This window comes from Facklamia sp. P12955, from assembly GCF_050409565.1.
Taxonomy (GTDB): Bacteria; Bacillota; Bacilli; order Lactobacillales; family Aerococcaceae; genus Facklamia.
Genome location: NZ_JBNUPF010000001.1, coordinates 21,199 through 33,824, shown reverse-complemented (window position 1 = coordinate 33,824; position 12,626 = coordinate 21,199). Strand labels below are relative to the sequence as shown.

Sequence of the window (12,626 nt, the reverse complement as noted above, 5' to 3'; positions counted from 1 at the left end):
ATGACCAATTATTTACATTATCAAGCTATTGATTGGAATCGTATTGAAGACATAGTAGATAAAATGACTTGGGAAAAATTAACTTCTCAGTTCTGGCTAGATACGCGTATTCCAGTTTCAAACGATTTGAAAGATTGGCGTTCACTGACTGAGGTTGAAAAAGATGTGGTCAATAAAGCTTTTGTGGGATTGACTCTTTTAGATACTTTGCAATCAGAAGAAGGCGCAAATGTCATGCGAAATGATATTCGCTCCCCTCACGAAGAGGCAGTGCTGAATAATATTTTATTTATGGAATCAGTCCATGCCAAATCTTATTCGACTATTTTTATTTCTTTAAACGATTCAGCTACCATTGATGAAATCTTCGAGTGGGGGAATAATCATCCCTCCTTGCAGTACAAGGCTAAAGTAATTGAAGATGTTTATCTTTTACCTTCTGGAAAAGAAAGTAAAGAACAAATAATTAACGGCCTCAAGAAAAAAATAGCCAGTGTTTTTCTAGAATCCTTTCTCTTTTATAGTGGTTTTTATACCCCTTTGTACTATTTAGGAAATAATAAACTAGCCAATGTGGCTGAAATTATCAAGCTAATTATTCGTGATGAGTCGGTTCATGGAACCTATCTAGGCTACAAATTTCAATTAGGTTATCAAGAATTAAGTGATCAAGAACAAGCTCAACTTAAAGAATGGGCCTATAATTTAGTGTTTGATCTCTATATGAATGAAACCCAATATACTCAGGAGGTATATACAGAGATTGGTTGGGTAGAAGAAGTAGATTGCTTTGTTAAATATAATGCCAATAAGGCATTACAAAATCTAGGCTTTGAAGCAGTATTTGATGGAGCGAGTGCGCAAGATATTAATCCAATAGTCTATAACGGTCTGTCGACAGAAACAACTAATCATGATTTTTTCTCTCAAGTAGGTTCCGGTTATTTAATGGGCCGAGTAGAAGCAATGGAGGACGAAGATTACCAGTATTTATAAAGGAGTGACGATAAGACAATGGTTCAAACTGCAACATTAAAACAAGAACAATCGAGTAAAGTTAGAATTAAAATAAATAAAAGAGACGGCAGTATTGAAAAGTTTATTAGGGGGAAACTAAAAGCCTCACTAAAAAAAGCGTTAGATACCAAAGACCATGTTTTAATTGAAGGTATATGTAATGAAATAGAAAGACAAGTTGTTCACTTGATGAACAGTTCTGACATCAAGCAATCGGTTATTGAGCAATTAAACAAGCGAGGATTGGAAACAGCCGCAAATAAATATGTCGCTTTTGCTGAAACTAAATTAGCAGACTATCAATCGCAGATGCGGTTACAGGACCGTATGGATCAACTGATTAAACGCGATCCGACTTTAGTCAATGAAAATGCCAATAAGGATAGTCGTGTTTTTAACACCTTGAGAGACCTTACCTGTGGGGTTACGGCCAAAGCCATTGGCTTGAATATGCTGCCCGAGCAAGTAGCTAATGGACATTTGAAGGGGAACATACATTTTCATGATCTAGATTATTCGCCCTATAGTCCAATGACTAATTGCTGCTTGATTGATATTGAGACTATGCTGAAGCACGGTTTTCATATAGGGAATGCAGAAGTGGAAAGTCCGCGATCTATCAATACAGCTACAGCACAAATTGCTCAAATTATTGCCAATGTTTCTTCTTGTCAATACGGGGGATGCTCGATTGATCGAATTGATGAGGTGCTGGCTCCTTATGCGGATTTAAATTTTAAGAAGAATCTTAGCTTAGCTAAAGAATTGACGGATGATCCTCAACAGGCTGAGAATTTTGCTAAGAATAAAACGCAAAAAGATATATATGATGCCATGCAGAGTTTGGAGTATGAAATCAATACACTTTATTCATCAAATGGTCAAACACCATTTACTACACTTGGATTTGGTTTAGGAACATCTTGGTATGCACGCGAAATTCAAAAAGCTATATTGAAAATTCGTTTGAATGGTTTAGGTAAAGAACACCGTACAGCTATTTTTCCTAAATTAGTTTTCAGCTTACGCAAGGGAACTAACCTTTTAATGAAAGATCCCAATTATGACATTAAACAATTAGCCCTCAAGTGCGCTTGTAATCGGATGTATCCAGATGTTCTAATGTATGATAAGATCAAGGAACTAACTGGAAGCTTTAAAGTGCCAATGGGATGCCGATCATTTCTTCAAGGTTGGCAAGATGAAAAAGGAAAAGAAGTAAATAGTGGACGAATGAATTTAGGGGTAGTCACCTTAAATCTTCCCCGTATCGCTATGGAGTCGGATCATTCCTTCGATAATTTTTGGGAATTGTTGCATGATCGCCTGGAAGTTGTCGGTCGAGCTCTTGTGTATCGAGCAGAGCGAGTCAAACAAGCTAAGACGGAGAATGCTCCAATTCTATACCGTGAAGGAGCTTTTGGTCATTATCTGAAAGCTGATGAGAATGTTGACCAATTATTTAAAAATAAGCGCGCCACCATATCTTTAGGTTATATTGGTCTGTATGAGATTACGGCTTATTTCTTTGGTTCTAATTGGGAGCAGAATGACGCGGCTAAAACTTTTTCATTGAAAGTAATCCAAGAACTTAAAAAGAAGGCCGATCAATTAGCTCAGCAATACGATTATCATTTCTCTGTTTATTCGACTCCGAGTGAGTCCTTGACGGATCGCTTCTGCCGTTTAGATCGAGCTAAATTTGGTGCTATTAAGGATTTGACAGACAAGGATTATTACACTAATTCTTTTCATTATGATGTGCGTAAAAGTCCAAATCCTTTTGAAAAAATTGATTTCGAAAAGGACTATGCTCCATATACTTCAGGAGGTTTTATTCATTATTGTGAATATCCCAATTTACGTCAAAATCCTAAGGCCTTAGAAGCAGTTTGGGATTATGCCTATGACAAAATTGGGTATTTAGGGACCAACACCCCTATCGATCATTGCTATGAATGTGGCTTCCAAGGAGAATTTAATCCTACAGAAAAAGGTTTTGCTTGTCCGCAATGTGACAATCGTAATCCTGAAACTTGTGATGTAGTGAAGAGAACCTGTGGTTACCTCGGTAATCCGAATATAAGACCGATGGTCAAAGGACGTCATAAGGAGATTCAATCCCGTCAAAAACATTTAACCGAAAGAATGTGTGACCAGTGATTGAAAATTTCAAAAATCCTAAACCAAAAGAATGGCTAGCCCAAGATTATTGTTTAGGAAAGATAGCAGACTATAAACCTTTTAATTTTGTGGATGGGGAAGGAGTACGTAATAGTCTTTATGTCAGCGGCTGCCTCTTTAATTGTAAGGGTTGTTTTAATCGTCGGGTCCAAAACTTCAATTATGGTGTGCCTTATACTAAAGAACTTGAAAATCAGATTATTGAAGATTTAGCCCATGATTATGTTCAAGGTTTAACCTTATTGGGTGGCGAACCCTTTCTTTCTACACCAATTCTAATTCCCTTAGTCAAAAAAGTGCGATCTATTTATGGAGACCGTAAAGACATTTGGTCTTGGTCGGGTTATTATTGGGAAGAGCTATTAAAAGATTCCTCTGATAAACTAGAACTCTTGTCATTAGTGGATGTGCTTGTCGACGGTCGCTTTGATAATGACAAAAAAGACCTCAGTTTGCAATTTAGAGGAAGTAGTAATCAAAGGATTATTGATGTTCAACAATCTTTACGGCAAGGGCAAGTGTCCTTATGGCACCAAGGTTCTTATCATTAAAAACTGTTATTATAATTTATTAAACAATTAAGAGGCTGGACCAAAAGCCTTAAAAACAGTGGCGAATCATCAAATATGAGATTCGCCACTGTTTTTGTGGTTTAAAGAATAAAAATAGTGACCAGCAAGCATTAAAGGGGTGGGAAGTTCGTAAATAATGAACTGATTGGGTGAGTTTTATAGCCATTAAGAAGAGACCCAGGTTATTTATTGTCTTTTTTCTCCTCCAAGCTGTTCGCATACTAGAATTACACCCTTCTTGCGATCGAATACTCTCTCAACAACAATCTTAGGTTGAGCATAAGCGCAAGGAATACTTATCAGCACCGGCGCATACAGCTTTGTGCCGTCAAGAAATAAAACTTTAACTTGGAAGAGATAATTGTCTTTTAAAGCGAAAGAACAAACTGATTAAAGACGCTTCACGATCCTTAGGAAGACCAAAGTCTAAATTAAGTAGAAGATTGTACTCAGTCAGCTTCTCATTTTCATACATAACAGAAGCTTTTTAAGAGTTAAAGATCGTCAGAACAAGTAATTGATTTCAATGATAAAAGGTGGCTTACCAGTAGGTATTTTTGGAATGGGTGAACCATTAATTTATGCAATAAGATGACCTTTAGGATGACCATTTATTCTAACGTGTATCGGTGGTGAAGGTGCAGTAATTGGCGCAATGGCTAATACTGGTGAGAAAGCCATCGGGTCAAGTAGTGGGACTTTAATACCATTAAGTGCAGATATTCATTCTTTACCAGCCGTTTTAGCCGCAATAAAAAGCATCAAAAACTTTACTACAAGCTAAATCGACGACTATGTCACCTAATTGAGGTTTAGCTTTCTCATGAGGATTGGCGAAACCCAACCCTATATTTGATTCCTCCGGTGCAAAAGCTATATTTTCAACAGATTATCCAATAGTCCGTCTTAATTTATTATTATCTAGCTGTGTTTTATTTTTCTATAACAATCTCATGATAAAAGTCAGCGACTGACTTTTTGATACGATTAGCAAGCATTTTTAGTAGGTGCTTATTTGATATCGGACTAGCTCCTTTTAAATAAAGTCTTTTTCATTATAAATCTAAATAAATAAAAAATCACATCTTTTGTTTATAAGTGAAAAGATGAGGCCAACCCCTTTGCAAAATGTAAAATTTGTGATATTGTGAACCTATACACATAACTAACTATATGGAGGTTTAATTATGAACGCAATTTTAGGTAAATTTGTTGAAGATGGATTATTTAACGAGAAAGTAGCAAACGCAATTGAAGAGGCTTTTGCAGAAAAATCTTCAGTAATTATTGCTGGACACCGCTCAACTGGATCTCGCCCTTTGATGGCTAACATCATGCAATTAGCTAAGAAAACGCATGATTCTGTTCAAGTTCGTAAAGCTGAAGACTTAGAAAAAGAAGGCGACTACTATTTAATCTTTGGAGCGCCAGCTGATCAAGTTGAAGATTTAGTTGCAGCAGCATTGAAAAAAGGTAAAGCAATCGTTACATTAAAAGAACCTGAAACACCAATCTCTATCATGAAGGTTATGAAATCAGTTCTCAAAGAAACTGAAGGCTTTGATCATAAAGCTTTACAAGTTTCACTTCGTAAAGATGGTGTAGGAGCAGACGCAACACCTTTCACTGACCGTGTAGACTTATACTATGTTAATGAAAAAGGTCGTGTTAAATCTGAAAAAGTTGAGTTCTAATCAAAATTTTAACTTAGCAGCACAAGTCAGACTTGTGCTGCTTTTATTATGAAAACTAATAAATCCAAGTTTTTGATTACTGAAAACAATAATTAAAAAGGCTATAATAGGACTATCATAAAAGGAAGTGGGGAGATATAAATGATAGATAAAGAAAAAATGAATGAATTAGAAATATGTGGTGGATGAAACGCTAAAATTGGACCAGGCAGTTTGTCTGAAATTTTAGAAGGATTACCCAAGCAATTTGATGGTAATTTACTAGTAGGTTATGATTCTAGTGATGATGCAGCAGTTTACCAAGTTTCACCGGATGTTGCAGTTATTCAAACAACTGATTTCTTCCCTTCAATGGTCAAAGATCCATATGTTTTTGGTCAAATATCAGCAACCAATGCTTTATCGGATGTTTATTCAATGGGAGGAAAAGTGATTACGGCACTCAACATAGTAGCTTATCCTGATAACAGTCAACCGCTCGAAAATTTAGCTGAAATTCTACGTGGGGGAGCTGAAAAAGTCTTAGAAGCTGGAGGAGTTCTAGCGGGAGGACATACAATTCGTCAATCCACACCGCTATATGGTTTAGCAGTAGCAGGAGTTGTGCATCCTGATAAAATAATTACCAACAATGGTGCAAAAGCTGGCGATGCTATCATTGCGACTAAAAAATTGGGAGTAGGCATTGTAACCACTGCACATAACAAAGGATTAATTGATGAAAAGGCTTTTGATGAAGCAATAGAATTAATGACAACTTTGAATAAGTATGCAGCTGAAGTCATGTTGGATTATCAAGCTACCGCATGTACAGATATAACTGGCTTTGGCATTTTAGGTCATTTGATGGAGATGTGTGATGAGCAGTTGACGGCAGAAATATTTGCCGATAAAATACCAATTATTGAAGGTGCCTACCAAGCAGCTAAAGAACATTTAACCACTGGTGGTGCCAAACGTAACCGCGCTCATTATGCTAAGAATATTGATTTTCAAATTGAGGATTCAACTATGGAGGAAGTGCTATTTGATCCACAGACCTCAGGAGGCTTATTAATAACAGTTCCTGAAGATCAGCTAGAAGCAATTTTAGTGGCTTATAAAGAAAAATCCATTCAAGCCGCTCATATTGGTTATATGGTTGAAAAAAAAGACAAGGCAATTGTGGTAAAATAAGTGAAGTTTAGGAGGAAATAATTTGACTGATTACATTGTAGTTATTGCAAGTGACAAACTAGGAGAAGGTAATAATGATCTAGGTCGTACACTAATTAAATCGTTTATTAGTGTATTAGCTCAAGAAGAGGAACTACCAAAAGAAATTTTATTATACAATGGTGGAGTAACCTTAGCAGCAGAAGGTGCTGACACCGTCGAAGATTTACAAACGCTCCTTGACAAAGGGGTTGCAGTTAAAGCTTGTGGGACTTGTGTTTCGTTCTACGAATTAAAAGACAAGCTTGCGGTCGGTGAAGAAACCAATATGCGCTATATTCTTGAACAATTAAGATCTTATGACCGAGTTGTAAGACCCTAGTTAGTTGATAAGAAAGGAATTACTTAATGAAAAATGTCGTTTTAGGAACGGCAGGCCATATTGATCATGGAAAGACCACGCTCATCAAAGCCTTAACAGGTATCGAAACAGATACTTCTAAGGAAGAGAAGCAGCGTGGCCTTTCTATCAATTTAGGCTTTGCTTATATTGATTTAAATAATGGGGAACGAGTTGGTATAGTAGATGTTCCCGGACACGAAAAGTTCATCAAAAACATGTTAGCAGGTGCGGCCGGTATTGATCTAGTAATGCTAGTGATTGATGTGAACGAAGGCATAATGCCGCAAACTAAAGAACATGTTTCTGTCCTTAACTTGTTAGGTATTAAAGATTTCATCATTGTCTTAACAAAGGTAGCGGATGCAGATGAAGAGCTTAAACTACTAGTTTACGAAGATATTCGTGAACAATTTGAAGGAACGCCATTGGAAGACGCACCTATCGTTGAAACGGACGCTATTTCAGGCATTGGTATTGAAAAAGTAAAGGCCTTACTGGCTGAAAAGGTTGAGAAGATTCAACGGGATAATGAATCCTTACCGGCACGCTTAAATGTTGATCGAGCTTTTTCTGTTAAAGGATTTGGGACTGTCGTAACAGGCACTCTAATTGATGGTTCTATTCGAGTAGGTGACGATTTAACGATTTATCCATCTGGCATACCAACTCGGATCCGTACAATTCAAATTCACGAACAAGATCAAGAAGAGGCGCATGCTGGCAATCGGACCGCTATCAACTTAACCAAGGTCGACCTTGATCAAATTGGTCGTGGCGATGTCCTAAGTGCAGCGCCTTTAGAGTCTTCATATATGTTGGACACCAAGGTGCAATGTCTTAAAGATGCCAGCCAACCGATGGAACTTTGGGATAGAGTACATGTGCATATTGGAACGCGTGAAGTTATTGGTAGACTTGTACCCTTAGGCGTTGAAAAAGTTCAACCGGGACAGACAGCTTTTATGCAAATACGTTTAGAAGAACAAATTGCTGTAAAGAAAGGCGATCGTTTTATTTTAAGAAATTATTCACCTGTAATTACAATCGGAGGGGGCGAGGTTCTCGATCCTACCCCTAAGAAACATAAACGATACAATCAAGATGTCATTGAGTCATTAGAAGTGCTAGAATCAGGCACTATGTCAGATGTGTTATTGGATTTCTTATCCCATCGTTCTGCCGGCTTTACATCCATTAAAGAAATGGCTGACTATCTGAATGAAGAAATGCGTACGATTGAAGGATATGTGAAAGAGATGGTCGAAGCCGGTGACTTAATGAAATTTGGCCAGTTCTATATGGCCCGAGTTTCATTTGATGCCATTCAAAAAGAAATGGAAGAAACATTATCAGAATTTCACCAGGTGAATAATATGATTGCTGGTATGTCCTTAGAAGAATTCCGTTCACGCTTTAATAAAATTGCACCTAAGGAGCTAAATGCAATCATTCAAACCATAGTTGGTCAGGGCCACTTTGTAATTGAGGGCGATTTAATTCGCTTAGTTGACCACTCGATTGCTATTACGCCAGCTCAAGCGAAAGCAAGAAAAGCTATTGAAGCAAAATTAGCTGAAACCCCTTTCGCACCGCCACTTTTTGAAGAAGTGGTTGGTAAAGATAAAAACATGCGAGAAGTTTATAGGTTGATGCGTAAACAAAATGAATTTTACCGTTTGGATAAGCAAACTGAGATTCACGTTTCTTACTATAATGAAGCGCTCAAAAGGTTGAGAGATTTCCTTAAAGAACATGATACAATTGCCTTGGCAGATTTTAGAAACCTTTTAGGAACTAGTCGTAAATACACTCTCTTACTGTTAGAGGATTTCGATAAGCGTGGGATAACCATAAGAAATGAGGATGTACGTGTAATGAACCCTAAATATCTGCAAAAGATTGAGGAGGCTTTCATTTAATGAAACATTTATTATCATCACTACCAAAAGTTGATAGAGTTCTACAAGATGAACGTATTAGAAAATGGACCGAAAAATTAGATCCAGCTTATGTTAAAGAAAGTATTCAAAAACAAATTGACTTTATCAGGCAAGGTGTCTTAAGTGGGGAGATTACTGAGGCTAGTTCATTAGAGTTTGAAAGTGTGATAAAACATATTGAAGAAGCTTTAGCTAAAAGACTGAATCCCTCTCTTAAACCAGTAATTAATGCCACCGGAACAGTTTTACATACCAATTTAGGACGGGCGCCTTTATCTCAAACAGTTATTGATGCTCTTGTTGATTTAGGGCCCAATTACTCTAACTTAGAGTATGATTTAGAAGAGGGCAGACGTGGCTCTAGATACACTCACTTAAAAGATGTATTGAAACAAATAACAGGTGCAGAGGATGCGTTAGTAGTTAATAATAATGCTGCAGCAGTACTTTTAATGCTTTCAGCCCTAACAGAAGCTAAAGAAGTGGTTATATCTCGTGGTGAGTTGGTTGAAATTGGCGGCTCATTTAGGATACCTGATGTGATAACCCGTGGAGGAGCCCTGCTCCATGAAGTAGGATCTACTAACAAAACACACCTTAGTGATTATAAGGCTGCTATCAATGAAGAGACCGGAGCTTTATTAAGAGTCCATACATCCAATTATCATTTAGTTGGCTTTACTGAAAAAGTGGATGATCAAGAACTAGTAGACTTGGCTCATGAACACAGTCTTCTTGCATTAAACGATTTAGGTTCAGGCCTATTTATGGATATGCAAACATTTGGTCTGCCTTATGAACCAACGGTTCAAGAAGCCATTCAAGCGGGATACGATGTAGTAACTTTCTCTGGCGATAAGTTACTAGGTGGGCCGCAAGCAGGGGTTATAGTTGGTAAAAAAGAATTGTTAGATAAGATGCGTGCCCACCCATTAACTCGTGCCTTACGAACTGACAAGCTAACGCTTGCAGCCTTGGAAGTGACCATGCGACAATATTTAAATCCAGAACTGGCCTTTAGCAAAATACCAGTCTTACAAATGATTAGCCAAGATCGTGAACAATTACTTAAAAAGGCTCAAAAATTCCAACAAGCCATTGGGGAATTAGCCGGTTCTTGGCAAGTAGATTTGATAGAAGGACAATCGCAAGTAGGGGGAGGATCATACCCTGGATCAACACTATCAACCATCTTGGTTCAAGTCGACCACCGAAAGTTGTCGGCAAGTCAAATTGAATCTTACCTAAGGAGTCAAGATAAGCCAGTTATAGCACGTGTTCAGCAAAATCATGTACAATTTGATGTTCGCACACTTTCTTTAGCAGACATGGAGCAAATCATTAGTTATTTAAAACAATTGTAAATAAAAGAATAAGGTTTAAGATTGAAGACCAAGAGGCGACAACATAAATTACGCCAACACCCAGTAAAAATCTGTCCCTGCTGTGGTAACAGTGTTAGGGACGGATTTTTGTCATGTATAATAAAAAGAAAACGGGTGATTTCCATGACGTCAGTCAATGCAGACAGTAAACATTTGAAGGGTTTTTGCCTGCAGTCTTAAAGTTTATGCTTTATCTTTTTCTTTAAATAAGAAGTTTATGCAATGATATTGTTTATCTATTAAACGTTCCCATGAGTATTGCATTATTAAATCATATATATGAGGATCGATGGCTTGTTGCGACTGTAATCGATTTATTTGTAAAATAATAGATTGACTTAAGTTTGCAATAAATTCTGGGATATCTTCTTGATGTGCTTTATCTTGGTCAACAATGCGTGGAAGCGGAACATATTCAATCCATTGAGATTGGTTAATCTCATCAGCTAAGAAATTCTTTAAAGGGGCTAATTCAGAAACTACTGTACGCAAACCACAAGCCATGGCTTCTAAACAAATAGTTGCTAAACCTTCATAATATGATGGCAGAATAAAAATATCAGATTTTTTCATCCAACTGGCTAATTCTAATTGAGGAAGTGCTGAAAGAAAGTGAATATCTTCTATTCCATAAGAAGAGACAATTGTTTTTAATTCTTTAATTTCACTAGGATCGCCGTTACCAATTAGTAACAGTTGGCTTTGAGGAAAAGATTTTTTGACTTTTTCAAAAGCTAGAACTAATTCAAAGACACCCTTAGAACGAGTGATTTTACCAGCATAGATTAAATTTATTGAAGACTGCTTGGACTTTCGTGAACCTTCTAGATTAAAAATGGCAGAATTAAAACCATTGCCGGTAACTATAATTTTTTCAGCATCAATTTGAAACTCCTCGATTAAATTGTCACGATCATCTTGAGTTAAAGAGAAAATCAAAGCCAGTCGGTTCATATTACCCAAATAGCGTGTTTTTAAATGAGGGTGGCGTCTAGCTTGCCGAATATCCGTCCCATGACTGATACCAATCACCGGAATTTCAGGAAAAGTATCTAGCACCAAAGAAGTTAAGTACCAAAGATGATGGGTTAAGATAATATCCGGTTGAAATTCTTCTTTTGCTTGCATTAATCTTTTAATAAAAGCTTGTTGCCATTGTTCAGTCTGCTGATCTGTTAATTGAGAATAAATAGAATTTTGATAAGGCATCACATCTGACATACCGACAATTGAGAAGGGGAGTTCATTGGATTGGAAATGAACAGGGTAACAATTATCTGTTTGCAATAATTCTTTAAAAGGGGGTTGAGTGGCGTAGATAATGCCATTATCTATGCCTTTATCTTTTAAGCCCGTGATTAAATTTTGAAAATAAATGCCAGAACCTGTTTGAGCAGGTAGCTGGGCTAAAACATGTAAGACCTTCATGGAAAAACCTCCTAAATCTGACATTATTATAGCTTAAAATTGATACACATGCTTATTAAAAAATTATTTATTATAAATTTAAATAAATGTTTAAAGCTTGCTGTTAAAGTGTTTTTGGAGGGTGGATTTAGTGAATAATGAATAAAACGTAATCGTTTATAAATTGGTTTGACAAATATGAAAGCTAGGGTTATACTACAGTCATAGTAGTGATATATTGTTGTTGCGAACATTTTATTTCGAATATCTTAGGAGGTAACATTATGTCAATGGATAATAAAAAATTATTGATCATTGGAGACCGTGACGGTATTCCAGGACAAGCAATCGAAGCTAGTTTAGAAGGTAAACCAGTTGAGATTTTAATGTCATCAACAGAGTGCTTCGTTTGAACGGCTGCAGGAGCCATGGATTTGGAAAACCAACGTCGTATTAAAGAAGCTGCTGAAAAACACGGTGCAGAAAATCTTGTTGTAATCTTAGGTGGGGCTGAAGCAGAATCTGCTGGTCTAGCAGCTGAAACAGTTACCAACGGAGACCCAACTTATGCGGGTGCTTTAACAAACACACCTCTAGGTTTAGCTGTATACCATGCAACTGAACCTGAGTTCAAAGAATACGCTGATCCAGACATTTACGATGAACAAATCGGTATGATGGAAATGGTATTAGATGTTGATTCAATCGCTGAAGAAATGAAATCAATTCGCGATCAATTTTCTAAATATTCAGTATAATTTTTAAAAATTATATCTAAAAGGAGGGCCAGTAAAAGCAGTTTGCTTATGCTGGCTTTTTTATTCAGAGAGTTCTAAAGACTTGCTTTTTTAACAGATATGTGAAATAAT

11 protein-coding genes are annotated in these 12,626 nt (G+C 36.9%); 10 read left to right on the top strand and 1 reads right to left on the bottom strand.

Going from position 1 to position 12,626, the window contains the following annotated elements; genetic code table 11:
- From nrdF to selA, 9 genes are all read left to right on the top strand, one after another.
- A complete protein-coding gene (gene nrdF / locus ACQV2G_RS00160; protein ID WP_428872803.1) occupies positions 1–996 on the top strand; it encodes a class 1b ribonucleoside-diphosphate reductase subunit beta in 996 nt (331 codons plus the stop codon).
- An 18-nt stretch (positions 997–1,014) separates the two neighbouring features.
- On the top strand, positions 1,015–3,180 hold the full coding sequence (nrdD, locus tag ACQV2G_RS00155) for an anaerobic ribonucleoside-triphosphate reductase (protein ID WP_428874627.1): 2,166 nt from the start codon (positions 1,015–1,017) through the stop codon (positions 3,178–3,180).
- A complete protein-coding gene (gene nrdG / locus ACQV2G_RS00150; RefSeq protein WP_428873008.1) occupies positions 3,180–3,752 on the top strand; it encodes an anaerobic ribonucleoside-triphosphate reductase activating protein in 573 nt (190 codons plus the stop codon). The genes nrdD and nrdG overlap by 1 nt, the downstream gene beginning before the upstream one ends.
- 676 nt (positions 3,753–4,428) lie before the next feature.
- Entirely contained in the window at positions 4,429–4,557 is a 129-nt protein-coding gene (locus ACQV2G_RS00145) for a hypothetical protein (RefSeq protein ID WP_428875760.1), read from the top strand.
- 403 nt (positions 4,558–4,960) lie between these two features.
- Entirely contained in the window at positions 4,961–5,467 is a 507-nt protein-coding gene (locus ACQV2G_RS00140) for a hypothetical protein (RefSeq protein WP_428872807.1), read from the top strand.
- A 198-nt stretch (positions 5,468–5,665) separates the two neighbouring features.
- The gene (gene selD / locus ACQV2G_RS00135; protein WP_428875799.1) at positions 5,666–6,643 is read left to right on the top strand and encodes a selenide, water dikinase SelD; all 978 of its coding nucleotides are present in this window, start codon (positions 5,666–5,668) and stop codon (positions 6,641–6,643) included.
- 22 nt (positions 6,644–6,665) lie between these two features.
- Positions 6,666–7,004 carry a sulfurtransferase-like selenium metabolism protein YedF gene (yedF, locus tag ACQV2G_RS00130; protein ID WP_428872808.1) on the top strand — a complete coding sequence of 113 codons (339 nt, stop codon included), beginning with the start codon at positions 6,666–6,668 and terminating at the stop codon, positions 7,002–7,004.
- 26 nt (positions 7,005–7,030) lie between these two features.
- Complete coding sequence (selB, locus tag ACQV2G_RS00125; protein ID WP_428872809.1) at positions 7,031–8,944, top strand: selenocysteine-specific translation elongation factor; 1,914 nt, start codon at positions 7,031–7,033, stop codon at positions 8,942–8,944.
- Positions 8,944–10,329 (top strand): L-seryl-tRNA(Sec) selenium transferase, encoded by a 1,386-nt coding sequence (gene selA, locus ACQV2G_RS00120; protein ID WP_428872810.1) that lies wholly within the window; start codon positions 8,944–8,946, stop codon positions 10,327–10,329. Before selB ends, selA begins: the two co-directional genes overlap by 1 nt.
- A gap of 204 nt (positions 10,330–10,533) precedes the next feature.
- Here selA and ACQV2G_RS00115 read toward each other — a convergent pair whose 3' ends face one another.
- Positions 10,534–11,778 (bottom strand): glycosyltransferase family 4 protein, encoded by a 1,245-nt coding sequence (locus ACQV2G_RS00115; protein ID WP_428872811.1) that lies wholly within the window; start codon positions 11,776–11,778, stop codon positions 10,534–10,536.
- 263 nt (positions 11,779–12,041) lie between these two features.
- Here ACQV2G_RS00115 and grdA point away from each other — a divergent pair, with 263 nt between their 5' ends.
- Positions 12,042–12,515: a glycine/sarcosine/betaine reductase complex selenoprotein A gene (grdA, locus tag ACQV2G_RS00110; protein ID WP_258435592.1), complete on the top strand. Its 474-nt coding sequence runs from the start codon at positions 12,042–12,044 to the stop codon at positions 12,513–12,515.
- Positions 12,516–12,626: the final 111 nt, after the last annotated feature.